General features: G+C 69.3%; 21 protein-coding genes. 10 read left to right on the forward strand and 11 right to left on the reverse strand.

Going from position 1 to position 26,058, the window contains the following annotated elements; genetic code table 11:
• The 4 genes from K206_RS0116245 to K206_RS0116260 all read left to right on the forward strand — a co-directional run.
• Positions 1-807, forward strand: an 807-nt coding sequence (locus K206_RS0116245) for an ABC transporter permease (protein WP_020203447.1), incomplete at its 5' end; no start/stop codon positions are given.
• 45 nt (positions 808-852) lie between these two features.
• Complete coding sequence (locus K206_RS0116250) at positions 853-1,647, forward strand: ABC transporter permease (RefSeq protein WP_020203448.1); 795 nt, start codon at positions 853-855, stop codon at positions 1,645-1,647.
• A 165-nt stretch (positions 1,648-1,812) separates the two neighbouring features.
• Positions 1,813-2,652, forward strand: coding sequence for an ABC transporter ATP-binding protein (locus K206_RS0116255; RefSeq protein WP_020203449.1), 840 nt, complete (start codon positions 1,813-1,815; stop codon positions 2,650-2,652).
• Positions 2,653-2,714: 62 nt separating this feature from the next.
• A complete protein-coding gene (locus K206_RS0116260; RefSeq protein WP_020203450.1) occupies positions 2,715-3,665 on the forward strand; it encodes a TauD/TfdA family dioxygenase in 951 nt (316 codons plus the stop codon).
• A gap of 69 nt (positions 3,666-3,734) precedes the next feature.
• Here the strand turns inward: K206_RS0116260 and K206_RS0116265 are convergent, their stop codons facing one another.
• The 4 genes from K206_RS0116265 to cyoA are packed head-to-tail and all read right to left on the reverse strand — an operon-like array spanning position 3,735 to position 7,700.
• Complete coding sequence (locus tag K206_RS0116265) at positions 3,735-4,103, reverse strand: cytochrome o ubiquinol oxidase subunit IV (RefSeq protein ID WP_020203451.1); 369 nt, start codon at positions 4,101-4,103, stop codon at positions 3,735-3,737.
• Positions 4,103-4,741 (reverse strand): cytochrome o ubiquinol oxidase subunit III, encoded by a 639-nt coding sequence (gene cyoC / locus K206_RS0116270; RefSeq protein ID WP_020203452.1) that lies wholly within the window; start codon positions 4,739-4,741, stop codon positions 4,103-4,105. Before cyoC ends, K206_RS0116265 begins: the two co-directional genes overlap by 1 nt.
• 5 nt (positions 4,742-4,746) lie before the next feature.
• Positions 4,747-6,723, reverse strand: coding sequence for a cytochrome o ubiquinol oxidase subunit I (gene cyoB, locus K206_RS0116275; protein WP_029043706.1), 1,977 nt, complete (start codon positions 6,721-6,723; stop codon positions 4,747-4,749).
• An 8-nt stretch (positions 6,724-6,731) separates the two neighbouring features.
• A complete protein-coding gene (gene cyoA / locus K206_RS0116280; protein WP_020203454.1) occupies positions 6,732-7,700 on the reverse strand; it encodes a ubiquinol oxidase subunit II in 969 nt (322 codons plus the stop codon).
• A 705-nt stretch (positions 7,701-8,405) separates the two neighbouring features.
• Between cyoA and K206_RS0116285 the strand changes: the two genes are divergently transcribed.
• From K206_RS0116285 to K206_RS0116295, 3 genes are all read left to right on the forward strand, one after another.
• Positions 8,406-9,374: an aliphatic sulfonate ABC transporter substrate-binding protein gene (locus K206_RS0116285; protein ID WP_020203455.1), complete on the forward strand. Its 969-nt coding sequence runs from the start codon at positions 8,406-8,408 to the stop codon at positions 9,372-9,374.
• A 160-nt stretch (positions 9,375-9,534) separates the two neighbouring features.
• The gene (locus K206_RS0116290; RefSeq protein WP_020203456.1) at positions 9,535-10,809 is read left to right on the forward strand and encodes an O-acetylhomoserine aminocarboxypropyltransferase/cysteine synthase family protein; all 1,275 of its coding nucleotides are present in this window, start codon (positions 9,535-9,537) and stop codon (positions 10,807-10,809) included.
• A 256-nt stretch (positions 10,810-11,065) separates the two neighbouring features.
• Positions 11,066-11,878 (forward strand): MetQ/NlpA family ABC transporter substrate-binding protein, encoded by an 813-nt coding sequence (locus K206_RS0116295; protein ID WP_029043707.1) that lies wholly within the window; start codon positions 11,066-11,068, stop codon positions 11,876-11,878.
• 283 nt (positions 11,879-12,161) lie between these two features.
• Here the strand turns inward: K206_RS0116295 and K206_RS0116300 are convergent, their stop codons facing one another.
• Genes K206_RS0116300 through K206_RS0116310 form a run of 3 tightly spaced genes read right to left on the reverse strand, consistent with a single transcriptional unit; the run spans position 12,162 to position 18,191 of the window.
• A complete protein-coding gene (locus tag K206_RS0116300) occupies positions 12,162-13,664 on the reverse strand; it encodes an efflux transporter outer membrane subunit (protein WP_020203458.1) in 1,503 nt (500 codons plus the stop codon).
• Positions 13,661-14,956: an efflux RND transporter periplasmic adaptor subunit gene (locus K206_RS0116305; protein WP_020203459.1), complete on the reverse strand. Its 1,296-nt coding sequence runs from the start codon at positions 14,954-14,956 to the stop codon at positions 13,661-13,663. Before K206_RS0116305 ends, K206_RS0116300 begins: the two co-directional genes overlap by 4 nt.
• A 4-nt stretch (positions 14,957-14,960) precedes the next feature.
• Entirely contained in the window at positions 14,961-18,191 is a 3,231-nt protein-coding gene (locus K206_RS0116310; RefSeq protein WP_020203460.1) for an efflux RND transporter permease subunit, read from the reverse strand.
• A 388-nt stretch (positions 18,192-18,579) separates the two neighbouring features.
• Here K206_RS0116310 and K206_RS0116315 point away from each other — a divergent pair, with 388 nt between their 5' ends.
• Positions 18,580-19,560 carry an aliphatic sulfonate ABC transporter substrate-binding protein gene (locus tag K206_RS0116315; protein WP_020203461.1) on the forward strand — a complete coding sequence of 327 codons (981 nt, stop codon included), beginning with the start codon at positions 18,580-18,582 and terminating at the stop codon, positions 19,558-19,560.
• A 63-nt stretch (positions 19,561-19,623) separates the two neighbouring features.
• Here K206_RS0116315 and K206_RS0116320 read toward each other — a convergent pair whose 3' ends face one another.
• The 4 genes from K206_RS0116320 to K206_RS0116335 all read right to left on the reverse strand — a co-directional run bounded on the left by K206_RS0116320 (position 19,624) and on the right by K206_RS0116335 (position 24,222).
• On the reverse strand, positions 19,624-20,589 hold the full coding sequence (locus K206_RS0116320; protein WP_043366811.1) for an N-carbamoyl-D-amino-acid hydrolase: 966 nt from the start codon (positions 20,587-20,589) through the stop codon (positions 19,624-19,626).
• A gap of 119 nt (positions 20,590-20,708) precedes the next feature.
• Positions 20,709-21,950, reverse strand: a complete 1,242-nt coding sequence (locus K206_RS0116325; RefSeq protein ID WP_020203463.1) for a Zn-dependent hydrolase — start codon at positions 21,948-21,950, stop codon at positions 20,709-20,711.
• Entirely contained in the window at positions 21,947-23,233 is a 1,287-nt protein-coding gene (locus K206_RS0116330; protein WP_020203464.1) for a diaminopropionate ammonia-lyase, read from the reverse strand. Before K206_RS0116330 ends, K206_RS0116325 begins: the two co-directional genes overlap by 4 nt.
• 122 nt (positions 23,234-23,355) lie before the next feature.
• The gene (locus K206_RS0116335) at positions 23,356-24,222 is read right to left on the reverse strand and encodes a MurR/RpiR family transcriptional regulator (RefSeq protein ID WP_020203465.1); all 867 of its coding nucleotides are present in this window, start codon (positions 24,220-24,222) and stop codon (positions 23,356-23,358) included.
• Positions 24,223-24,513: 291 nt separating this feature from the next.
• On the opposite strand from K206_RS0116335, the gene K206_RS0116340 reads away from it, so the two are divergent.
• The gene (locus K206_RS0116340) at positions 24,514-25,308 is read left to right on the forward strand and encodes a transporter substrate-binding domain-containing protein (RefSeq protein ID WP_020203466.1); all 795 of its coding nucleotides are present in this window, start codon (positions 24,514-24,516) and stop codon (positions 25,306-25,308) included.
• Positions 25,309-25,384: 76 nt separating this feature from the next.
• Complete coding sequence (locus tag K206_RS0116345) at positions 25,385-26,044, forward strand: amino acid ABC transporter permease (protein WP_029043708.1); 660 nt, start codon at positions 25,385-25,387, stop codon at positions 26,042-26,044.
• The last annotated feature ends 14 nt before the right edge of the window (positions 26,045-26,058 follow it).

Genomic DNA, 26,058 nt, shown 5'->3' on the forward strand with positions numbered 1-26,058 from the left:
CCCGCCGCCACGGAAAGCGCCGCGCCCCCGCGCCGCTGGCGCCCCGGCCGCCAGCACCTGGCGTGGCTGCTGGCGTGGCCGGTGCCGCTGGCGCTGCTGCTGGGCTGGTACGTGGCGGCGCGCTTCGAGTGGATCCCGCCGCAGGTGCTGCCCGCGCCCGACGCGGTATGGCACACGCTCTCCGACCTCTACCAGAGCGGCGAGCTGCAGGCCAACCTCGCCGTCAGCGCGATGCGCGTGGCCGGCGGTTTTGCCGTGGGCCTGGCCGGCGGCCTCGCGCTCGGCGTGGGCATGGGCCTGTCGCCGAATTTCCGCGACTACGTCTACCCCACCTTCAAGGCCTTCAGCCAGGTGCCGGTGCTGGGCTGGCTGCCGCTGCTGATGCTGCTGGTGGGCATCGACGAAGCGCTCAAGATCATCCTGATCGCCAAGGCCTCGCTGGTGCCGATCGCGCTCAACACCTACAAGGGCATCCAGAACGTGCCCACGCGCTACATCGAGGTGGCGCGCGTGCTGCGCTTCACGCGCTGGCAGATGCTGTCGCGCGTGGTGTTCCCGGCCGCCGCCGCGCCGATCTGGAACGGCATCCGCTACGGCCTCACGCATGCGTGGCTGGCGCTGGTGGTGGTGGAGCTGCTGGCCTCGTCGGAGGGGCTGGGCTACATGATCGTGTACGGCCGCCAGCTGTTCCAGCTCGACATGGTGATCGCCGCGGTGATCGTGGTCGGCGCGGTCGGCTTCGCGCTGGACAAGGCGCTGGCGCTGGCCGAGGCGGCGGTGCTGCGCTGGCGCAAGCCCGGCCTGTGATCGCCCTTCCTGGCCGCACGACGAACCGATAGCGAAGGAACCAAGATGGCGGAATCATCCAAACGCGCCCTGCGCATTCCCCGGTCGCTGCGCGGCTGGGTCCTGCCGATCGCCCTGGTGGTGCTGTGGTGGGCCGCGGTGCGCTTCGGCTGGAGCACCTCGCCGCTGCTGGTGCCGGTCTCCAAGGTGTGGGACACGGCGGTGCAGCAGGTGCGCAGCGGCGCCCTGTTCGAGGCGCTGCGCGCCAGCCTGTGGCGCGACCTGGCCGGCTTCGCGCTGGGCGCCAGCGTGGGGCTGGCGTTCGGCGCGGCGCTGGGGCTGTCGCGCCTGTTCGAGCAGCTGGCCGGGCCCACTTTCCACACCATCAAGCAGATCTCGCTGTTCGCGTGGATCCCGCTGATCTCGGTGTGGTTCGGCCTCGGCGACACCGCCAAGGTGGTGTTCCTCTCGCTGGCGGCGTTCTTCCCGGTGGTGCTCAACACCTTCGAGGGCATCCGCGGCGTGCCGGCCGACCTGCTGGAGGTCGCGCGCGTGCTGAAGTATTCGCGCTGGCAGGTGCTGCTGCGCGTGGTACTGCCGGCGGCCTCGCCGTCGATCTTCGCCGGCATCCACCTGGCGCTGATCTATGCGTGGCTGGCCACGCTCGGCGCCGAATACCTGCTGGTGGCCGGCAAGGGCATCGGCAACACCATGATCGACGGCCGCGAGAATTTCTGGATGGACCTGGTGATCTTCGGCGTGATCGTGGTCGGGCTGGTCGGCTTCACGCTGAACTGGATCGCCAGCCGCATCGAAGGCCGCCTGCTGGCCTGGCGCGGCCGCTCGGTCGCCGCCTTCTAGGATGCCAGGAGGCACGATCAAAGAGATCCTGGCGTCGTCGCGCGGCCTTGCCGTACCGCTTGTACTGTCTGCGGCCGCGCGCCTGGCCAGGACCGCTTCGCTTCTCTTTGACCGCACCTCCCTTTCCCTTTTCTTCGCACTGCCTCATCTTTTCCGGAGAACCACATGGCGCACGCCGGCACGCTCAGCATCGAGCACCTGCGCAAGCAATACCAGGTCAAGGGCGCGGCCCTGCCTGTGCTGGAGGACATCACGCTGTCGATCGCCCCGGGCGAGTTCGTCAGCATCGTCGGCGCCAGCGGCTGCGGCAAGTCCACCCTGCTGCGGCTGGTGGTCGGGCTGGAAGAAGACTACAAGGGCGAGATCCTGCTCGACGGCAAGCGCGTGGCGGGCACCAGCCTGGACCGCGGCATCGTGTTCCAGGAGCACCGGCTGTTCCCGTGGCTGACGGTGGAGCAGAACATCCGCATGGCGCTGCTCAACGCCAACATCACCGAGACCGACAAGCGCCGCACGGTGCGCGAGCACATCGAGCTGGTCGGGCTGGCCGGCTTCGAGACCGCGTTTCCGCACCAGTTGTCCGGCGGCATGTCGCAGCGCGTGGCGATCGCGCGCGCGCTGGTCACGCGCCCGGAAATCCTGCTGCTCGACGAGCCGTTCGGCGCGCTCGACGCGCTCACGCGCGCCTACCTGCAGCAGGAGCTGCACCGCATCTGGCAGGCCGAGGGCATCACCATGATCCTGGTCACGCACGACGTGGAGGAAGCCGTCTACCTGGGCGACCGCGTGGTGGTGATGGAGCCGCGCCCGGGCCGCATCCGCCGCATCCTGCCGGTGCCGCTGCCGCACCCGCGCGAGCGCGCCTCGGCCGCCTTCGCGCGCGTCAAGGACGACGTGCTGCAGGAATTCACCGGGCGCCTGGCCGAGCTGGCCGAGGCGCCGGTCAAGCGCGAGCCGGACGCGGACGCCACGCGGCTGCCGCCCAATATCCGCTTCGCCATCTGAAATCTGAAGCGCGCCGGCAGGCGCCGGACACCAACGCAGGACTAGACCCACGGGAGAACGCCATGACCCAGCAGCACGCCGCATCGCAAGTCGAACTCGACATCCACCCGGTAGCCGGGCGCATCGGCGCGGAGATCCGCGGCGTGCGGCTCTCGCCGCAGCTCGACGCCGCCACCTTTGCCGCCGTGCGCGCGGCGCTGCTGCGCCACAAGGTGCTGTTCTTCCGCGGCCAGGACCATCTCGACGACGCCGCGCAGGAAGGCTTCGCCAGCCTGTTCGGCACGCCGGTGCCCCACCCCACCGTGCCCTCGCGCGACGGCACGCGCTTCCTGCTGGAGCTCGACTCCGAGCACGGCGGGCGCGCCAACTCCTGGCATACCGACGTCACCTTCGACCTGGCCTACCCGCAGGTCTCGGTGCTGCGCGGCGTGACCATCCCGGCCGCCGGCGGCGACACCGTGTGGGCCAACACCGCCACCGCCTACCAGGACCTGCCCGAGGGCCTGCGCGAGCTGGCCGACCGCCTGTGGGCGCTGCACACCAACGACTACGACTACGCCGCCACGCGCGCCACGGTCAGCACCGACGCCATCAAGCGCTACCGCGAGGTCTTCACCTCGGCCATCTACGAGACCGAGCACCCGGTGGTGCGCGTGCACCCGGAAACCGGCGAGCGCACGCTGGTGCTCGGGCATTTCGTCAAGAAGCTGCTCGGCTATTCGGGCTCGGACTCGCAGCACCTCGTGGCCGTGCTGCAGGACCACGTGCACCGCCTGGAGAACACCGTGCGCTGGCGCTGGCGCGCCGGCGACGTGGCGATCTGGGACAACCGCGCCACCCAGCACTACGCCATCAACGACTACGGCGACGCCAAGCGTGTGGTGCGGCGCGTGACCATCGCCGGCGACGTGCCGGTCGGCGTGGACGGCCGGCGCAGCGTCGCGGTCAAGTCCGGCGCGCCCAAGGCGGGCGAGCCGGCCAACCACGCGGCGCACGCGCGCGCGGCGGCATAGGCAGCCGGACTCCGGAAACGACAAAGGCGGCCCGCGGGCCGCCTTTGTCGTTACGCCGGAGGAAGATCCTCAGTGCACCATCATGTTCTGGTTCATGTTGTGCATGATCCACAGCGAACCTGCGATCACGATCAGCAGGATCAGCGCGGTGAAGGCCAGCGCCATCACGTTCCAGCGCTGCTCCGAGGAACGGTCCATGTGCAGGAAGTACACCAGGTGCACCACGATCTGCACCACGGCCAGGCCGAGGATGACGGCCAGCGTGGTGCCGGCGGCGACCGTGCCGCCGCCGCCCATCACCAGGCGGAACGGGATGACGGTCAGGATGACCGCCAGCACGAAGCCAATCACGTAGTTCTTGACGCTGCTGTGGCTGGCGCCGCCGGCGCTGGTGCCGTGCGCGCCGTGGCCGGCGGTCGAGACGTTGCTGTGTTCCATTACATCGCTCCCATCAGGTAGACCACGGTGAACACGCCGATCCAGACGATGTCCAGAAAGTGCCAGAACAGCGCGAAGCACGCCAGGCGCTTGCCCACGGTCGGCGTCAGGCCCTTGCGGGCGATCTGCCAGATCAGCACGGCCATCCACAGCAGGCCGCTGGCCACGTGCAGGCCGTGGGTGCCGACCAGCGTGAAGAACGACGACAGGAAGGCGCTGCGGTTCGGGCCCGCGCCTTCGGCGATCATGTGATGGAACTCGTTGATTTCCATGCCGATGAAGGCCACGCCGAACAGGAAGGTGATGGCCAGCCAGAACTGCAGGCGGGACTTCTGGCCGTTGTGCAGGGCCACCATCGCCATGCCCGAGGTCAGGCTCGAGAACAGCAGCAGGAAGGTCTCGACCAGGACGTAGTTCAGTTCGAACAGTTCCTTGCCCGAGGGGCCGCCCGCCACTTCGCCGCGCAGCACCGCGAAAGCGGCGAACAGACCGGCGAAGATGATGCAGTCGCTCATCAGGTAGACCCAGAAGCCGAACACGGTGTTGGCGCTGGTGTCGTGATGGGCGTGGTCGTGCGAATGGTCATGGGCATGCCCTGCGGCATGCGCGGAATGACGGTCTAGGACTTGTGTGGACATAGGTTTCAGGCCTGCGACGCGACGCGCTGGAAGTGGGTCTTTTCGACTGCCTCGACTTCGCGTGCGGGCACGTAGTAGTCGATGTGGTCGTCGTTGCTGCGGAAGATGAAGGACACGATCATGCCCACCAGGCCCACGATCGCCAGCCACCAGATGTGCCAGGTCGCGGCGAAGCCCAGCACGAAGCTGAACGCGCCCATGTAGAAGCCGGCGCCGGTGTTCTTCGGCATGTGGATCTGCTCGTAGTGCGCTTCCTGCTTGGGCGCTTCGCCGCGGGCCTTCATGTCGGCGAAGGCGTCCAGGTCACGCACCACCGGGGTGTGCGCGAAGTTGTAGAACGGCGGCGGCGACGAGGTGGACCACTCCAGCGTGCGGCCGTTCCACGGATCGCCCGTGACGTCGGCCAGCGCCTTGCGGTTGCGCACGCTCACCACGATCTGCAGCACCTGGAACACCACGCCCAGGCCGATCAGCGCGGCGCCGCACACGGCCACGTACAGGAACGGGTTCCAGGCCGGGTTGTCGGTGTGGTTCAGGCGGCGGGTCATGCCCATGAAGCCGAGCACGTACAGCGGCATGAAGGCCAGGTAGAAGCCGACCAGCCAGCACCAGAAGGCGCACTTGCCCAGGCGCTCGTCGAGCTTGAAGCCGAACGCCTTCGGGAACCAGTAGGTGATGCCGGCCAGGTAGCCGAACAGCACGCCGCCGATGATCACGTTGTGGAAGTGGGCGATCAGGAACAGGCTGTTGTGCAGCACGAAGTCAGCGGCGGGCACGGCCATCAGCACGCCGGTCATGCCGCCGATCACGAACGTGACCATGAAGCCCAGCGTCCACATCACCGGCGTGGTCATGCGCACGCGGCCGCGGTACATGGTGAACAGCCAGTTGAAGATCTTCACCCCGGTCGGGATGGAGATGATCATGGTGGTGATGCCGAAGAACGCGTTCACGCTGGCGCCGGAGCCCATCGTGAAGAAGTGGTGCAGCCAGACCAGGAACGACAGCACCATGATGGCGCAGGTCGCGTAGACCATGCCCTTGTAGCCGAACAGCTTCTTGCCCGAGAAGGTCGAGATGACTTCGGAGAAGATGCCGAATGCCGGCAGCACCAGGATGTACACCTCGGGGTGGCCCCAGATCCAGATCAGGTTCACGTACATCATGGCGTTGCCGCCCATTTCGTTCGTGAAGAAGTGCATGTCGAAGTAGCGGTCCAGGCCCAGCAGCGCCAGCGAGACCGTCAGCACCGGGAACGAGGCGATGATCAGCACGTTGGTGCACAGCGCGGTCCAGGTAAACACCGGCATGCGCATCAGGGTCATGCCCGGAGCGCGCATCTTGAGGATGGTGACCAGGAAGTTCACGCCGGTGAGCAAGGTGCCCAGGCCGGAGATCTGCAGGCTCCACAGGTAGTAGTCCACGCCCACGCCGGGGCTGAACTGCAGGCCCGACAGCGGCGGGTAGGCCAGCCAGCCGGTGCGCGCGAACTCGCCGACGCCCAGCGAGACGTTGACCAGCATCGCGCCGGCCACGAACAGCCAGAAGCTCAGCGTGTTGAGGAACGGGAAGGCCACGTCGCGCGCGCCGATCTGCAGCGGCACGACCAGGTTCATCAGGCCCGTCATCAGCGGCATCGCCACGAAGAAGATCATGATCACGCCGTGGGCGGTGAAGATCTGGTCGTAGTGCTCGGGCGGCAGGATGCCCGGCGAGCCGTTGGTGGACAGCGCCAGCTGCGTGCGCATCATGATCGCGTCGGCGAAGCCGCGCAGCAGCATGACCATCGCCACGGCCGAATACATGATGCCGATCTTCTTGTGGTCGACCGAGGTGAACCACTCATTCCACAGCCAGCCCCACTTGCGGGTGTAGGTGATCAGCGCGAACACCGCCAGCGCGCCCAGGGCCACCACCGACAACGTGCCCATGACGATGGGCTCGTGGAACGGGATGGCATCCAAACTCAATTTGCCAAACATCATTACTCCTAGGAATTCGAGCCCGGCGCCGACTTAGCGGGCGCGGCCAGGGACACCTGGCTCTCGCCGAGGGTGTTGCGCGAGGTGCAGACAGGACCGAACGAGGTGCCGTTGCCGGCGATCGCGCCGCCGGCGCCGTCCATGTACTTGTGCAGGATGCCGTGGTACAGCTGCGGATCGACCTTGGCGAACAGCGTCACGGGTTCCTTCTCGCTGGGCTTGGCCAGTTGTTCGTAGTCGGCCAGGTTCAGCTCGCGCGACGAGGCGCGGACCTGCTTGACCCACTGTTCGAAGTCGAAGTTCGACACGGCCTTGGCCTTGAACTTCATGCCCGAGAAGCCGCCGCCGCTGTAGTTCGCCGACATGCCGTCATAGCTGCCGGCTTCGTTGGCGATCAGGTGCAGCTTGGTCTCCATCCCCGCCATCGCGTAGATCTGGCTGCCCAGCTGCGGGATGAAGAAGGAGTTCATGATCGAATCGGACGTGATCTTGAAGTTCACCGGCGTGTTGACCGGGAACGCGATCTCGTTGACGGTGGCGATGTGCAGTTCGGGATAGATGAACAGCCACTTCCAGTTCAGCGCCACGGCCTCGATCGTGATCGGCTTGACGTCCGACTCGATGGGCTTGTACGGGTCCAGGTCGTGCGAGGACTTCCAGGTGATGATGCCCAGCACCAGGATGATCAGGCACGGGATCAGCCACACCACCACCTCGATCCCGGTCGAGTGCGACCAGTCCGGCTCGTAGCGGGCGTTCTTGTTGCTTGCGCGGTACTTCCAGGCAAAGGTGAACACCAGGATGATCACCGGCACCACCACCAGCAGCATCAGCCAGGTCGCGATCAGGATGATGTTCTTTTCGTCGGCGCCGATCTGGCCCTTCGGATCTAGCACGGTCATGTTGCAGCCGGCCAGCAGCAGCAGGGCGCCACCGGGCAGGAACCGCGTCCAACGCGGAAGTTCGGGTATCTTCATGTCACGACTGGTTGAGTAAGCCACGGAACGACGGCGCGGCGTGGTTTTGCCGCCCGATGCGCAAGCAAGAGGCAGACGACTTAAGGCTTGGGGGAAACTCGGTTCAGGCGGCCTGCCGGCCCGGAGAAGCGCCAATCAGCGGCGGACTGGCCTGGTCCTTGTGGGACGGGTTGGGCAGGATGGCCCGGTCCTTGCTGGACAGAGCGTTGCGGGACTGCGGCGGTCCACACAGGAGGATGTTGCGGTGACGATGCTCGACACGCCTGCCGGTGCGGCAAACGTGGTTTATTGATGAGAATCGGGGGCCGTCAGACATCGTGGCGCGAATCTACCGCATCGCAACAACGAGGGTAAACCCGGTAACAGGAACACACTGTCCGCCAAACAGGACAATACGGCATCTCGCGCGATCGTGCGGTGAACGGTGCGCTTGTTCAGAAACATCCTGACTGCGGCAAGGTGTCGCAGGGTGCGCACCCTTGAAAGCAGTTGCACAAATTGCAACGCGCAGGCGCGGCCCGCGCGGCGGTCTTCCGCCGTCCGCGCATCGCCTGCGCGCCGCGCCGGCGGCCTCCGGTCTGACCTCGGGCAGCCCGCCCGGTTCTATCCAAATGCGATAAGCTTCCTTCCCCTGCCACCGCGATTTCGCAACCATAGGGCCCAGCCGGATCTTCCCGATCCCCGCCACCCTTCCGGAGAAATCGCATGACCCTGTTGCGCAACTGGCCCCGCCGCCTCGGCCTTGCCCTGTCCTTCGCCGTGCTGGCCTGGTCCGCCAGCGCCGCCGCCGCCGACCAGGCCGTGCGCGTGGGCTACCAGAAGGCCGGCCTGCTCGCCGTGCTCAAGGCCCAGGGCTCGCTCGAGAAGAAGCTCGCGCCGCTGGGCTTCAAGGTCGAGTGGAAGGAATTCCCGGCCGGCCCGCAACTGCTGGAGGCGCTCAACGCCGGCAGCATCGACTTCGGCTACACCGGCGCGCCGCCGGCCGTGTTCGCCCAGGCCGCGCGCGCCAGCTTCGTCTACGTCGGCGCCGAGCCCGGCGGCAAGGCCAACGAGGCCCTGTTCGTGCTCGACAAGTCCCCGGTGCGCGCGGTGGCCGACCTCAAGGGCAGGCGCGTCGCGCTGCAAAAGGGCTCCAGCTCCAACTACCTGCTGGTGCAACTGCTCAAGAAAAACGGCCTGAGCCTGCAGGACATCCAGCCGATCTACCTGCCGCCGGCCGACGCCCGCGCCGCCTTCGAGAGCGGCAACGTGGACGCCTGGGTGGTGTGGGACCCCTACTACGCGCTGGCGCAGAAGGCCCTCAAGGTGCGCACCATCGCCGACTACGAAAACGTGCCCTCGCCGTTCAACTTCTACGAAGCCGCCGGCGCCTTCGTCAAGGCGCACCCGCAGGCGGTCAACGCCATCCTCGAGCAACTGCGCGCCAGCGGCCTGTGGGTGGTGAAGAACCCCGGCGAGACCGCCGCCCTGCTCGCGCCCGCGGTCGGCCTCGAAGTGCAGGTGGTGGAAGCCTGGCTCCGGCGCGTGCCCTACGGCGCCACCCCGGTCACGCCAGACGTGGTGGCCGCCCAGCAGCAGGTGGCCGACCTGTTTTACCAGCAGAAGCTGATCCCGGCCCCGATCCAGGTCAAGGACAACGTCTGGCAGGCCAGTTTCCCGCTCGCCAGCCAGTGACCGGGCGGCGGGCAGCGCCGGTCAGCGCCGGTCAGCGCCGGCACGGGCCGCGCGCGGCCCGGTGCGATCACCGGCCACCGCCTTGGCGGGCGCCGGCCCGCGCTGCTACCATGCCCGCTCCCGGCAGGCTTCCCATCACCATAGATCCAGCAACCACAACATGAAACTCGAGACGATTGCAGTCCACGGCGGCTACTCCCCCGATCCCACCACCCGCGCGGTGGCCGTGCCGATCTACCAGACCGTGGCCTACGCCTTCGACAACGCGCAGCACGGCGCCGACCTGTTCGACCTCAAGGTGCCCGGCAATATCTACAGCCGCATCATGAACCCGACCAACGACGTGCTCGAGCAGCGCCTGGCCGCGCTCGAGGGCGGCGTGGGCGCGCTGGCGCTGGCGTCCGGCATGGCGGCCATCACCTACGCGATCCAGACCATCGCCGAGGCCGGCGACAACATCGTCTCGGCCAGCCAGCTCTACGGCGGCACCTACAACCTGTTCGCGCACACGCTGCCGCTGTCCGGCATCGAGACGCGCTTCGCCGACGGCCGCAACCCGGCCGCCTTCGGCGACCTGATCGACGAGCGCACCAAGGCCATCTTCGTCGAGTCGGTCGGCAACCCGCTCGGCAACATCGTCGACATCGCCGCCATCGCCAAGGTCGCGCACAGCCACGGCATCCCGCTGATCGTCGACAACACCGTGCCCTCGCCCTACCTGTGCCGGCCGTTCGAGCACGGCGCGGACATCGTGGTGCACTCGCTGACCAAGTACCTGGGCGGCCACGGCAACAGCGTGGGCGGCGCCATCGTCGACAGCGGCAAGTTCCCGTGGGCCGAGCACAAGGCCCGCTTCAGGCGCCTGAACGAACCCGACGTGTCCTACCACGGCGTGGTCTACACCGAAGCGCTGGGCCCGGCCGCCTACATCGGCCGCGCGCGCGTGGTGCCGCTGCGCAATACCGGCGCGGCGCTGTCGCCGTTCAACGCCTTCCTGATCCTGCAAGGCATCGAGACCCTGGCGCTGCGCCTGGACCGCATCACCGAGAACGCGCTGGCCGTGGCGCGCCACCTCAAGGCCAGCCCCAAGGTCGAGTGGGTCAACTTCGCCGGCCTGCCCGAGCACCCGGACCACGCGCTGGTGCAGCGCTACCTCGGCGGCCGCGGCCCCGGCATCCTGTCGTTCGGCCTCAAGAGCGGCGGCCGCGAGGCCGGCGCGCGCTTCCTCGACGCGCTGCAGCTGTTCACGCGCCTGGTCAACATCGGCGACGCCAAGTCGCTGGCCACGCACCCGGCCTCCACCACCCACCGCCAGCTCGACGCCGCCGAACTGAAGGCCGCCGGCGTGAGCGAGGACATGGTGCGCCTGTCGATCGGCATCGAGCATATCGACGACCTGCTCGAAGACCTCGACCGGGCGCTGGCGGCGGCCTGAGGCCGGCGCTGCCCGTCCTGCCTGTCGTTTCCCTCCGGTTTGCTCCCCTCTCCCGCCCGCGGGAGCGGGACCGCGGGAGAAGGCAGGCGCATCGCACGCCACCCAGCCAGACCCATCCGCCTTATTCGTCCGAGTTATATGTCCATGCATATTTACTCGTTCCTTGCGCATAGGTAGCCCCCTACAATGGCTCCCTCGCCCGCCGCTGAAAACGCGCGCGGGCACGCCACACACACCAACGACACGGGGAGCTTTGATGAAAATGGGTTTCGGGATTCGACTGATTGCCGCGGTGCTTGCCCTCGGCGTGATCCAGACGGCCGGCGCGGCCGATCCGGACAAGAAGGAAATCCGCTTCGGCGCCACCGCCGGCCCGTACTCCGACCAGATCCGCTACGGCATCAAGCCGCTGCTGGAGAAGAAGGGCTACAAGGTCACCATCGTCGAGTTCAGCGACTACGTGCAGCCCAACCTGGCGCTGGCTGATGGCGCCATCGACGCCAACGCCTTCCAGCACGTGGCCTACCTGAAGAAGTTCGCCGGCGACCGCAAGCTGCAACTGTCCGAGGTGCTGCAGGTGCCGACCGCGCCGATCGGCATCTACAGCCACAAGCACAAGACCCTGGCCGAAGTGAAGCCGGGCGCCACCGTCTCGCTGCCCAACGATCCGTCCAACCTGGCGCGCGCCATCGCGATCCTGCAGCAGATCGGCTGGGTCACGCTCAAGCCCGGCACCGACACGATCCGCGCCAGCGAGCGCGACATCGAGACCAACCCGAACAAGCTCAAGCTGATCCAGCTCGAAGCCGCGCAGCTGCCGCGCTCGCTCGACGACGTGGACTACGCCTTCGTCAACGGCAACTTCGCGCTGTCCTCCGGCCTGAAGCTGACCGAGGCGCTGTCGCTGGAGAAGATTCCCGACTACTACATGAACCTGGTGGCCGTGCGCACCGTCGACCTCGGCAAGCCGTTCGTCAAGGACATCCGCGACGCCTACCAGTCGCCGGAATTCAAGGCGACCACGCAGCAGCGCTTCGCGGGCTTCCTGCCGCCGGCATACCAGCGCTGAACCAGCGCTGAGGCAGCGCGGCCCTTCGGGGCCTTGGAAGCAAAAAGCGCCCGGCTTGGTCCGGGCGCTTTTTTTCCGGGGCAACGTGCCAGGGCAATGAACGAAGCCACCAGATACGCCCAAGCCGCCAGAGCTAGCCCAGGCAAGGTGTTCTCCCGCTCCCGCACGCGGGAGAGGGGAGCGAACCAGCGGTATGTCGAGGTTCGCGCCAGGGCTGATGACGCGAGCAATCTGCTTGCGTGCAAACCTTCGGCATGGCCAGCCACGCCGCCGGACCCACCCGCTATTTCGCCGCCACCTGCTTCATCCCCTTCATCGCCTTCGCCCCGCCATCGGCCAGCGTCGAGGCGCCGCCCCAGTCGCCGCCCAGCGCCTTGACCAGGAACACCGCGGTCAGCATCTGCTGGCCGCGCAGTTGCGCCGCCGTGCGCTCGGCGCCGAGCAGGCCCTGCTGGGCCGTGATCACGTCGAGGTAGCCGGTGGCGCCGCCTTCGTAGCGCGCGGTGGCCATGTCGAGCACCTGGCGCGCGCTGCCCACGGCGCGCCGCTGCTGGTCGTTGGCGCGCGACAGCGCGGACAGGCCGGTGATGCCGTCTTCCACTTCCTGCATCGCGGTCAGCACCACGCGGCGGTAGTTGGCCACGGTGCCGTCGTAACCGGCCTGCGCGAACGACAGGTTGGCGCGCAGCTTGCCGCCGTCGAACAGCGTCACCGCCGCCGTGGCGCCGACCGACCACACCAGGCTGGGCAGGTTGAACAGCGAGCCGAACGCGCCGCTCTCGCCGCCGATCGCCGAGCCGAGTATCACGCTCGGATAGAACGCGGACTTGGCCACGCCGATCTGCGCGTTGGCCGCGGCCATCGCGCGTTCGGCCGAGGCCACGTCGGGCCGGCGCTCCAGCACGTCGGACGGCACGCCGAGCGGCACCGCGGGCGGCACCAGCTCGGCCACCTCGGGCGCCAGCGCGAACAGCGGCGCGGCGGTGCCGGTGAGCGTGGCGATGGCGTGCTCGAACTGGCTGCGCTGCTTGGCCAGCACGTCCACCTGAGTGAGCGTCGCGTCGAGCAGCGCCTGCTGCTGCGCCAGATCCAGCCCGGACGCGGCGCCGAGGTCGTGGCGCGCGCTGACCAGATCGAGCGCGCGGCGCTGCAGCGCGATGGAGCGCTGCAGCACGTCGATCTCGATGTCGAGCGCGCGCAGGTTGTAGTAGTTGGCGGCGAGGTCGGTGGTCAGCAGCAGCCGCACGTTCTCGAAATCGGCCTGCGACTGCTGCGCCGAGGCCTCGGCGCTTTCGATGGTGCGCCGCACGCGGCCGGCCAGGTCGAGCTCGTAGCCCACCGTGAACGAGGGCGTGAGGTCGTTCTGCACGGTGCCGAAGTTCGGCGCCGCATAGTTGGTCAGCGGGCGGTTGGCGGAGATGGCCGCGCGCTGCGCGCGCGCATTGATGCCGATCTGCGGGAACAGCCCGGCATTGGCCGCGTTGGCCTGCGCGCGGGCCTGCGCCAGGCGGGCATTGGCCACGGCCAGCGTGGGGTTGGCCGCGAGCGCCTGCTGCTCGAGCGCATCGAGGCGGGCGTCGCCGAAGCGTTCCCACCAGGTGCCCTTGGCCACGCTGTCGCCGGGCGTGCTTTCGCGCCACGGCGGCTCGATCTTCCATGCCGCGGGCAGCTCGGAATCCGGCTTGCGGTAGTCGGGGCCGGCCGCGCAGCCGCCGAGCAGGATCGCCGCGGCGAGGGCCGCGGCAAGCGCCGGCGCGAGGACCGGCGACGGGCGCCGCAGCCTCATCGCTTGGCCTCCGCCGCCGGCGCGGCGCTTTGTCCCGCGCTTTGTTGTCCTGCGCCCTGCCTGGCACCCTCCGCGCCGTTCTTCGCGCCGTTCTGCGCCACCGGCGCCAGCACCACGCGGTCGCCGTTGGCGATCGAGTCGGAGGGGTTGAGCACCAGCCGGTCCTGCAGGCCGAGCCCGTCCAGCACTTCCACCGTGGTGCCGTAGTAGCGCCCGAGGTTGACCGGGCGCAGCGTCACCTTGCCCTGCGCGTCCACCACGGCCACGCGCGTGCCTTCGCCGCGGAACAGCAGCGCGTTGCTCGGCGCCAGCAGCGCCTGGCTGTTCTTGAGCGGCAGCGAGACGGTGACGTAGGCGCCGGGCAACAGCGCGCCTTCGCGGTTGGGCAGGTTGACTTCCACCTGCATGGTGCGGGTGGTGGTGTCGATCGAGGCGGCGGTGCGCGCCACCTCGCCCTTGAAGGCCTGGCCGCGCAGCTCGACCTGCGTCACCACCACTTCCTGGCCGGGCTTGACGAGGTTGGCATAGCTCTGCGGCACGTTGACGTAGACGCGCAGCGGATCGGTCTGCGAGAGCAGGAACAGCTGCCGGTTGCCGTCGATCAGGTCGCCCACGTCGACGCTGCGGCGCGTGATGATGCCGGAGAACGGCGCCACCACGCGCTTGAAGCCTTCGAGCTGGCGCAGGCGCTGCACGTTGGCGTCGGCCGCGGCCACGTTGGCCACGCCCTGCGTCACCGCGCTGCGGCGCTCGTCCAGTTCCTGCTGCGACACCACGTCCTTCTTGCGCAGCCCTTCCCAGCGCTCCACCGTGCTGCGCGCCAGCGCGAGGCTGGAGGCGGCCTGCTCGCGCGCGGCGATGGCCTGGCTCAACTGCTGGTCGATTTCCGGGGTCTCGATCTCGGCCAGCAGCTCGCCCTTCTCCACGCGCGCGCCGATGTCCTTGGTCCAGCGCTTCACGTAGCCGTTGGCGCGCGCGGCGATGGGCGCCTGCACGTAACCCTGCAGCGTGCCCGGCAGCGCCAGCGACTGGCTGCTGCCGGTCTGCGGCAGCGCCGTCTGCACGTACTGCATGGCGCGCTCCTCGGTGCCGGTCTTGAGCGCCTTGGCGTTGGCGTAGCGGCTGATCATGGTGCGCCCGGCGCCCACCACCAGCAGCGCCAGCACCACCAGCGCGGCGATGCGCGTGCGCCGCGCCACCTCGCGCCGCTTGAGCTGCTCGTGCGGGTCCTGCCCGCCGGCCTCGTCGTCAGCCAGGTGCAGACCCAGCTCTGCATGGCGTTGTTCGGTCATTGCTTCAACCCTCTTGATGTGTGGGAGCCAGCGGCGGATGGGCCGTGCCGCCGTGCGGCTTGCGCCCGGCCAGCCAGCGATGCACGGCGGCGAACACCACCGGCACGAAGAACAGCGTCGACACGGTGGCGAACAGCAGCCCGCCGATCACCGCGCGGCCCAGCGGCGCGTTCTGCTCGGCGCCTTCGCCCAGGCCCAGCGCCATCGGGATCATGCCGATGATCATGGCCAGCGCGGTCATCAGCACCGGGCGGATGCGGGTCGCGCCCGCCTCCAGCGCGGCCGACAGCGGCGGCACGCCTTCTTCCAGGCGCTGCCGCGCGAACGACACCAGCAGAATACTGTTGGCGGTGGCCACGCCCATCGTCATGATCGCCCCGGTCAGCGCCGGCACGCTCAAGGTGGTGCCGGTGATGAACAGCATCCACGCGATGCCGGCCAGCGCCGCGGGCAGCGCGGCGATGATGACCGCCGCGTCGATCCACGACTGGAAGTTCACCACCACCAGCAGGTACACCAGCACGATCGCCATCGCCAGCCCGACGCCCAGGCCGATGAACGACGACTGCATGGTCTGCACCTGCCCGCGCACCACGAGCTGCGAGCCGCGCGGCAGCTTGCCCGTCATCTGGTCCACCAGCTTCTGCACCTTGCCCGCCACGCTGGCGAGGTCGGTGCCCTGCACGCTGACGTAGATGTCGATGGCGGGCAGGATGTTGTAGCGCGACGCCACCGCCGGCTGGCGCGCGGTCGAGGCCTGCACCAGGTTGCCCAGCAGCTGCGAGCTGCCCGGGCTGGCCCCGGCCGCGGGCGCCGCGGCGTTCGCGGCGCTGCCGGCGCCGGCCACCGGCAGGTTGAGCAGCGTGTCGAGCGAGTCGATCTTGTACTGCGGCGTCTGCACCGCCACGCTGTAGACGATGCCGTTGGTCGGGTTGAGCCAGAACGCCGGGGCGGTCTGCGCGCTGCCCGACAGCGAGATCAGCACGTTCTGCCCGACGTTCTGCGCCGACAGCCCGAGCTGCTGCAGCCGCGTGCGGTCCATGTCGAGGTTGATGGCGGGATAGTCGTTGCGCTGGTGCACGTGCGCGTCGACCGCGCCGGGGATCTCGCGGATCTGCTTGACCAGCTCGCCGGCGAGCCGCGCGTTGCCCTGCAGGTCGTTGCCGGTGAACTGCACGTCGATCGCCGCCGGCAGGCCGAAGTTCAGGATCTGCGTGACGATGTCGGCCGGCTGGAAGAAGAACTCCACGCCGGGGAAGCGCTTGGGCAGCTCGGCGCGCAGCCGCGAGATGAACTCCTCGGTGGGCCGGTGGCCTTCGCGCAGCGACATCAGGATCTCGCCGTCGAGCGTGCCGATGGTGCCGGCGTTGCTGTAGGAGAGGTTGATGCCGCTGTTGGGCACGCCCAGGTTGTCGAGGATGGTCTCGAGCTGGTCGGGCGGGATCATCTCGCGGATGGCCGCCTCCACCTGGTCGGCCACGCGCGCGGTTTCCTCGATGCGGGTGCCGGTCGGCGTGCGCATGTGCAGGCGGATCTGGCCGGCGTCCACGGTGGGGAAGAAGTCGCGCCCGAGGAACGGGATCAGCGCGCACGACAGCACGCAGAAGCCGAGGAACACCGTGGCGAAGCGCTTGCGGTTGCCCAGCTGCGCCGACAGCGCCAGCGTGTAGACGCGCCGCACGTGCTCGAAGCGGCGGTCGAAGCCGCGGTACAGCCGCTGCAGCAGGCTGGGCTTGCCGCCGTCGGCGTGCGCGTGGGCGCCGCCCATCAGCAGCATCACCAGCGTCGGCACCAGCGTGCGCGACAGGATGTAGGAGGCCACCATCGCGAACACCACCGCCTCGGCCAGCGGCACGAACAGGAAGCGCGCCACGCCCTCGAGGAAGAACATCGGCACGAACACGATGCAGATGCACAGCGTGGAGACGAACGCGGCCACGCCGATCTCGCCGGCGCCGGCGTCGATCGCCTCCAGCAGCGGCTTGCCCAGGTGCATGTGCCGCTCGATGTTCTCGATGGTGACGATGGCCTGGTCCACCAGGATGCCGACCGAGAGCGCCAGGCCCCCCAGCGTCATCAGGTTCAGGGTCTCGCCGAGCGCGTGCAGCATCAGCACCGAGGCCAGGATCGAGAGCGGGATGGTCAGCCCGATGATCAGCGTGCTGCGCCAGTTGCCGAGGAACAGCAGCACCATCGCGGCGGTCAGGCCGGCGGCGATCAGCGCCTCGAACACCACGCCCTTGACCGCGGCCTTGACGAACACCGACTGGTCGAACAGCGGCGTGATCTTCACGTCGGACGGCATGATCTGCTGCGCGCGCGGCAGCATCGCGCGCAGGTTGCTGACGATGTCGAGCGTGGAGGCCGCGCCGTTCTTGAGCAGCGACAGCAGCACGCCGCGCTGGCCGTCCTGGCGCACGATGTTGGTCTGCGGCGAGAAGCCGTCGCGCACGTAGGCCACGTCGCGCAGGTACGTGGTGTTGCCGCCGATGGTGCGCACCGGCAGGTCGTTGAGCCCGGCGATCGCGTCGGGCGAGCCGTTCATCCGGACGTTGAACTCGGTCTCGCCGAGCTTGGCCGTGCCCGACGGCAGGATCAGGTTCTGCAGGTTGACGGCGTTGACCACGTCGGCCGGCGCGAGGCCGCGCGCCTGCAGCGCCTGCATGTCCAGGTCGACCGACACCAGCCGGTTCTTGCCGCCGTAGGGGAACGGCACCGCCACGCCGGGGATGGTGATGAGCTGCGGGCGCAGCAGGTTCACGGCCGCGTCGAACAGCGACTGCTCGGACAATGTGGGGCTGGACAGCCCGAGCTGCACCACCGGGATGCTGGAGGCCGAGTACTTGATCACCAGCGGCGGCGTGATGCCGGGCGGCAGCTGGCGCAGCTGCGACTGCTCCACCGCCACCACCTGCGCGATCGCGGTCTGGATGTTGGCGGTGGGCTGGAAGAAGATCTTGATGATCGCCACGCCGTTGAGCGACGTCGACTCGATGTGCTCGATGTCGGAGACGGTGGTGGTCAGGCTGCGCTCGTTCTGCGCCGAGATGCGCTGGCCCATCTCCTGCGGCGACAGGCCGTTGTAGTTCCAGATGATGCTGATGACCGGGATGTTGATCTCGGGGAAGATGTCGGTCGGCATCTTCAGCAGCGCGAAGGGTGTGGCGAGCACGATCAGCATCGCCATCACGATAAAAGTGTACGGGCGACGCAGCGCCAGCTGGACCATGGACACGGGGCGGGTCTCTTGTGGAAAGGACAGCGGGATTCCTGCAGGACGTCGACCCGGCACCTGACCAAGGCGCGCCGGCGGCATGCCCGCGGCGAGACTTTTGCCGCGCACTGACATGCGCCGTACTGTCGACGGTGAAGGAATATAGCACGCCATTTCGTATCGCGTGGACTGCCCCGGCAATCCCCCGCAAGCGGCATGCCAAGGTGTTGCGCGCGGTGCAAATACATTCACGCAGACATTTATCCGCACCCAGAATGCATGGACATTTGCCGCGCCGCGGCGGCCGGATGCCGGCCGAACGCATAAGCTTGTGCGGCATTCTTCGTTCCCTGCCGGCCCGCGCTCGCCTACCCTGCTGCGCTTGTGCACGGATAAGGCAGGAACGGCAATGACGCAAGCATTCGACAAAGGGCGGCGCACGGTGGTGAACGCGGTGCTGGCGGCGGGCGCCGCCGCCGCGCTCGGCGTGGCGGGGCCGGCGCGCGCGCAGGCGCAGAAGCACACGCTGCGCATCGGCTACCAGAAATCGTCCACGCTGATGATCCTGCTGAAGTCGCGCGAGACGCTGGAAAAGGCGCTGGCGCCGCTCGGCGCGTCGGTCCAGTGGTACGAGTTCACCTCCGGCCTGCCGCTGCTGGAGTCGCTCAACATCGGCAACCTCGACCTGAGCGCCGACGTGGCCGACGCGGTGCCGCCGTTCGCGCTCGCCGCCGGCGCCAACCTCACCTACTACGCCATCGAGACGCCCTCGCCCGAGGCGCAGGCCATCGTGGTGCGCCAGGACTCGCCGATCCGGGAGATCGCCCAGCTGAAGGGCCAGCGCGTGGCCTTCGCCAAGGGCGCCGGCGCGCACTACCTGCTGCTCGAGGCGCTCGCCGGCGCGGGCCTGAGCATCCGCGACATCGAGCCGGCCTACCTGAATCCGGCCGACGCGCGCGCCGCGTTCGAGCGCGGCAGCGTGGCCGCCTGGGTGATCTGGGACCCGTTCCTGGCCGCCGTGCAGCGCCAGGCCAACGCGCGCATCCTGCGCGACGGCAAGGGCCTGTCGAGCTACCGGCGCTTCTACCTCGCCGCCACGCCCTACGCGCAGAAGCACGCCGACGTGCTCGCGGTGGTCTACGACGAGCTGCGCCGCGCCGGCGAGTGGATCAAGCAGAACCCCGCCGCCGCCGCGCAGTGGCATGCGCCGCTGATCGGGCTGGACGCGCCCACGGTGGAGGCGGCCAACCGCCGCCGCACCTATCAGGTGCAGACCGTGGACGCGGCCTCGCTGGAAGAGCAGCAGCGCATCGCCGATGCCTTCACCAGCCAGAAGATCCTGCCGAAGAAGGTGGTGGTGGCGGACTCCCCGGTGTGGAAGCGGGCCTGAGCGCCGCGCCGCGGCGGCGCGTCAGTTCCGCGCCAGCCGCATCCTGAAACCTGGAACCACGCCTCAATCGCACCCGGCCGCCGCCACCGGGCTGCCGTCGGCCATCAGCGTCTCGCCGCGCCGCTCCACCAGCATGCGGTAGGCGTGCGGCTGCCGGTGCGCGTCGAAGTTGAAGGTGGTGCGCTTGTAGACCGCGCAGAAATCCAGGTCGCAGCGCGCGATGGCCACCTCGTCGCCCTTGGTCAGGCAGGCGCCGACCACCTCGCCCGACGGCGCGATCACGCAGCTGCCGCCGATGCTGTCCACGCCCTCCTCCACGCCGGCCTTGGCCACGCCCACCACCCACGACCCGTTCTGGTAGGCCCCGGCCTGCATCGACAGCTGGTTGTGGAACAGCGACAGGTCGTCGTGCTCGGGCGCGGGCGCGTTGTGCACCGGCGTGTTGTAGCCGATCAGCACCATCTCCGCGCCCTGCAGCCCCATGACGCGGTAGGTTTCGGCCCAGCGCCGGTCGTTGCAGATGGCCATGCCGATCTTGCCGCCGAACGCCTCGGTCACGCCGAACCCGCCGCCCGGCACGAAATAGCGTTTTTCCAGATGCTGGAAGCGGCGCCACGGCTCGTGCTCGCGATGCCCCGGCAGGTGGACCTTGCGGTACTTGCCGACGATGCGGCCCTGGCGGTCGACCAGGATCGAGGTGTTGTAGCGCGCCGGCTTGCCGGCCTCGGTCGCCAGCTCCGCGTACCCGAGGTAGAAACCCACGCCCAGCGCCCGCGCGAGATCGAACAGCGGCTGCGTCGCCGCGTTGGGCATCTCGCGCTCGAAGAAGCTGTCGATCTCGTCCTGGTCCTCGATGTACCAGCGCGGGAAAAACGTGGTGAGCGCGAGTTCCGGGTAGACGATCAGGTGCGCGCCGCAGGCATGCGCCTCGCGCATCAGTTCGCACAGGCGCCCGACCACGCGCTGGCGGCTGTCCGCGCGCGCGATCGGCCCAAGCTGGCCAAGGGCCACATTCAGGATTCTGGACAAGGAAAGGCTCCGGGAAAAAGGGAACAGCGGAAAAAGGAAACCGGCCGGCCGCGCGGCGGCGGCCTTACGGTCGATTCATGGACGGTTCATGGTCGATTCATGGACAGGTCACGGACAGGTCACGGCCGGTCCGCCAGCTTCAGCACCACCTGCAGCAGCAGTTGCGCGCCGTTGACCAGGTCCGCCGGCTCGGTGAACTCGCGCACGTTGTGGCTCAACCCCTTGACGCTGGGCACGAAGATCATGCCGGCCGGGCACACCCGCGCCAGCATCTGGGCGTCGTGGCCGGCGCCGCTGGGCATGCGCAGCATGGACAGGCCCAGCGCCTCGCCCTCCTGCTGCACCAGCCCGGTCACCATCGGGTCGAACGCGACCGGCGCGAACCGCGCCAGCCGCGTATGCAGCAGCGACAAGCCCTGCGCCTCGCATACCTGCTCGGCGAAGGCCTGCACCTCGGCTTCCGCGCGCGCGAGCATCGCCTCGTCGGTGTTGCGCAGGTCCACCGTGAACACCGCGCGGTTGGGAATGACGTTGATCAGGTTGGGCTCGAAACGGATCGCGCCCACCGTGCCGATCTGCCGGCCGCCGTAGCGCAGCGCCAGCTCGCGCACGAACACGGCGACGCACGCCGCGGCGTGGCCGGCGTCGTGCCGCATCTCCATCGGCGTGGTGCCGGCGTGGTTGGACACGCCCTCGATGCGGTACTCGGTCCACGAGATGCCCTGCACGCCCTCCACCACGCCGATCTGCACGCCGCGCTGGTCCAGCACCGGCCCCTGCTCGATATGCAGCTCGACGAAGCTGTCGACGGCGGGCCGCCCGACCGGCGCGGTGCCGGCGTAGCCGATGCGGCGCAGCTCCTCGCCCACCGTGCTGCCGTCGATGCCGGCCGTGGCCAGCGCCTCCGGCAGCGGCAGGCCGCCCACGTAGACCAGCGAGCCCATCATGTCGGGCTGGAAGCGCGCGCCTTCCTCGTTGGTGAAGAAGGCCACCGCGAGCGGGCGGCGCGGGCGCAGGCCGGCATCGCGCAGGGTCGCCACGACCTCCAGCCCGGCCAGCACGCCGTAGTTGCCGTCATAGCGCCCGCCGGTGCGCACGGTGTCGATGTGCGAGCCGATCATCACCGGCGGCAGGTCGGCGCTGCCCGGATACACCGCGACGCCGTTGCCGATCGCGTCGATGGTGACGGTCATGCCGAGCTCGCGCATGCGGGCCACGGTCCAGTCGCGGCCGTGCCGGTCGGCATCGGTCAGGGCCAGCCGGCACACGCCGCCGCCGTCGATGGCGCCGTGCCGGGCGAGCGCATCGAGGCTGGCCAGCAGCCGCTCGCCGTCGATGCGGGGACAGGCGGGCGCGCTCATGCCGCATCCTCCGCGTTGTCCATGCCATCCGCGCCCTGGGCACGGCCGGCGCGCACGCTGTCCGCGCTGCGCCCGACCAGCCGCGCGTACAGCTCGGGATCGGTGTCCGCCTCGCTGCCGATCAGCAGCAGGCGGCTGCGCGCGTCGAGGCCCAGCGCCGCGCGCGCGGCCGGGTCCTGCATCGCCGCGATGGCCGCCGCCAGCCCCGCCACGGCGGACTCGCCGGCGACGATGGCCGGATCGCCGCCGGCCGGGCTGGCCAGCAGGCGCATGACCGCCACCGCGGCCTCGTCCTCGATGGTGCAGAAGGCGTCGGCGCCATTGGCCAGGATCTCCCACGCCAGCAGCGAGACCTCGCCGCAGGCCAGCCCGGCCATCAGCGTGTCGAGCTCGCCCGTCACCGCGGTGACGGCGCCGGCGCGCGCGCTGCGCATCAGGCAGTCGGCGCGGGCCGGCTCCACCACCACGAACACCGGCCGCGGGCCCGCGCCGCTGCCCTTCCCGCTGCCCTGCTCGCGCTCCCAGAAATACGCGCACACCGCCGCGGCGAAGCCGCCCACGCCGGCCTGGATGAACACATGCGTGGGCCATTGCGGCAGCGCCTCGACCGCTTCCGCCACCATCACCTGGTAGCCCTGCATGACGTCGCGCGGCACGTCCATGTAGCCGGGGTAAGAGGTGTCGGAAATCACGTGCCAGCCCTGCGCGCGGGCGTCGCGGTCCGCCTGCTGCACGGCCTGGTCGTAGTTGCCGTCGGTGCGCACCACCTCGGCGCCGAAGGCCTCGATGGCGGCCTTGCGGCCCGCGCTGACGGTCGCGTGGATATAGATCACGCACTGGCAGCCGAACAATTGCGCGCCCCACGCCACCGAGCGCCCGTGGTTGCCGTCGGTGGCGCAGGTCACGGTCAGTTCCGCGCAGAGCCCGCGCACGGCCGGATCGGCGAGCTCGGCGATGGACAGCGCGCGCCCCAGGCGCCGGCCCAGCTCGCGGCACAGCAGCCGGCCCACCGCGTAGGCGCCGCCGAGCGCCTTGAAGCTGCCCAGGCCGAAGCGCGAGCCCTCGTCCTTGTAGCGCACCTCGGCCACGCCCAGCGCGGCCGCCAGCGCCGGCAGCGCCGCCAGCGGCGTGGGCGCGTAGCCAGCCCAGGCGCCGATCTCGCGGCGCGCGTCGGCCAGCGCCGGCGCGCCGAGGATGGCCGCGCGGCGCGCGCCGTAGGGCTCGTCGCGGCGCAGGGCGGGGTTGGGAAGCAGGGCAAGCGAGAGGGAAGGAAGTGCGTTCATGCGTCTGAGGTTCCGGTCGGGATGGCGGTCCGCGCCGACGGATGCGGCGCGTCGCGCGAGGAAAAGAGGGACGAAAAGAGACGATAAAAGGAGCAATAAAGGGAGCAATAGAGAGAGCGACGTCAGGCTTCGAGGTCGGCCAGCACCTCGTGCGCGCGCTCCACGCGCGCCATGCGCGCCCGCGAGGACTTGCGCGCGCGCCCGGCCATCGCGCCGGCCAGGTAGTTCACCAGGCTGACCGCCGCCACGTAGGAATCGAACACCTGGCCGCCGTGGTGCGAGCAGCGCAGCAGCGCGTCGGCGTCCGGCGCCAGCGCCGACACCGGCGCGTCGCTGAGCAGGATCAGCTTCGCGCCGGCTTCGCGCGCGAGCGTCACCACGCCCTTGAGGCGCCGCGTGCGCCGGCGGAAATCCACCGCCAGCAGCACGTCCTTGCCGTCGATCTCGGCGATCAGCTCGGCATCCTTGCCGGCCTGCTCGTTGAGCAGGTAGACCTCGGGGCGCACCTGCGAGAGCAGCGCGTTGGCGTAGAAGGCCAGCATGAAGCTGTTGCGGTAGCCCACCACCCACACGCGCCGCGCGCCGGCCAGCTCGGTCATCGCCACCTCGAGCGCGCGCGCGCTGAGTTGTTCCGGCAGCGCCGCGAGCCGGCTGCTGTCGAGCGCCACGTGCGCCTGCAGCGCGGCCAGCGCCGTGCTGCCGCCCTTCGCCGCGCGCGGCAGCCCGGCGTGCTCCAGCAGGAACAGCGGCGACTGCTCGGACACCTGCTCGCGCAGCGAGCGCCGGAACGCGTTGAAGTCCGCATGGCCAAGGCGCCGGAAAAAACGCGCCGCGCTGGCCTTGGACACGCCGGCCAGCTCGGCCAGCTCGGTGGCGGAATAGCTCAGCAGGTCCTTGCGCCGCGCCACCAGCACGTCGGCGAGTTTCTTCTCGGCGGCGGACAGCTCGCCGTAGCACTGCCGGATCTGGGTTTCGAGGGCGTCGCTCATGTCTGTTGGCTGCCTGGTGCCGCGCCGCGCACCAAACTGGCCGCGAGCGCACTGTTATGAAACACGAATTTCATGTTGTGGTGCATATGAAACCGTAGTTTCTTCGATGCCAGAGCCATGAGCAAATGCGATGCCAGGGCCGGGCCGGACGCGGGCCGATGCCCCGGAAGCGCCGCCCGGCGCGGCCGCGCGGCCGCCCGCGCGGTCCCGGCCGCCGCGCCGGGCGCGCGTGGCACGCTCTTTGCCTACAGAGCCTGCCATCCCTCCCACCGACTGATGAAAGGTGTCGTAATGAAACGCAGACAGTTCACCGCCGTTGCCGGCCTGATCGCAGGCGCGGTCCTCGTGGCATCCATGCCGGCGCGCGCCGACGATTCCCTGAACGCCGTGCTCGGCAAGAAGTCGATCGCCATCGGCATCCCCACCGACTTCGCGCCCTACGGCTTCGTCGGCCCGGACCTCAAGCCGCAGGGCCTCGACGTCGCGGTGGCGCAGCTGATCGCCGACAAGCTCGGCGTCAAGGCGGAGCTGGTGCCGGTGAGCACGCCCAACCGCATCCCCTATCTGCAGACCAGGAAGATCGACCTGATCGTGTCGGCGCTCGGCAAGAACGCCGAGCGCGCCAAGGTGATCGACTTCACGGTCGCCTACGCGCCCTTCTACCAGGCCGTGTTCGGGCCGAAGTCGCTGAGCATCAAGAGTTTCGCCGACCTCGGCGGCAAGACCATCGCGGTCACGCGCGGCACCATCCAGGACGACGTGCTGCAGCAGGTCGCGCCGCCGACGCTGAAGATCCAGCGCTTCGACGACGACAACGCCACGGTGACCGCCTTCGTGACGCAGCAGACCCAGCTGCTGGCCACCGGCGCGGCCGTGGCGGCCGCCGCCATCGCCAAGAACCCGAAGGCGGACGCGGAATACAAGCTGCTGCTCAAGGACTCGCCGAACTTCGTCGGCGTGCGCAAGGGCGAGACCGCGCTGCGCGAGAAGGTCAACCAGATCCTGAGCGCCGCCAAGACCGACGGCACGCTGAACGCCTACGCCCAGCGCTGGCTCGGCCGCGGCACCGGCGAGCTGCCGGAATAAGCCTTCCGCCAGCCGCCGCCCCGCCCGCGCGCCGCCACCGCCGCGCGGGCATCGCCAACCCTTGCCGCCCGACCGCATGATCTCCCTCGACTTCGCCACCGTCCTCGCCCAGTGGCCGATGCTGCTGCACGGGCTCTGGCTCACGCTGCTCCTCACGGCCTTCTCCGCGGCCTGCGGCACGGTGCTGGGCATCGGCTGCGCGTGGACCCGCATCCACGGCACGCGCGCGCCGCGCCTGCTGGTGGCTGCCTACGTGGAGTCCGTGCGCAACACGCCTTACATCGTCCAGCTGTTCTTCATCTTCTTCGGCCTGCCCGCGGCCGGCGTGCGGCTGCCCGTCGAGCTGGCCTGCGTGCTGTCGATGACGCTCAACCTCGGCGCCTACGCCTGCGAGATCATCCGCGCCGGCCTCGAGGCCACGCCGCGCGGCCAGATCGAGGCGGCGCAGAGCCTCGCGCTGGACCGCTGGCAGACCTTCACGCGCGTGGTGCTGCCGCCCTCGCTGGCGCGGGTGTGGCCGGCACTGGTGAGCCAGGTGGTCATCGTCATGCTGGGATCGTCGGTATGCAGCCAGATCTCCGCCGAGGAGCTCTCCTACGCCGCCAACCTGATCGCCAGCCGCACCTACCGCAGCTTCGAGGCGTACATCGTCGCGGCGGCGGCCTACTTCGCGCTCGCCGTGCTGGTGCGCGAGGCGCTCAACCGCATCGGCGCGCGCCTGATCTTTGGCCGCTGAGCCCCGGAGACACG

Source organism: Cupriavidus sp. WS (assembly GCF_000395345.1).
Taxonomy (GTDB): Bacteria; Pseudomonadota; Gammaproteobacteria; order Burkholderiales; family Burkholderiaceae; genus Cupriavidus; species Cupriavidus basilensis_B.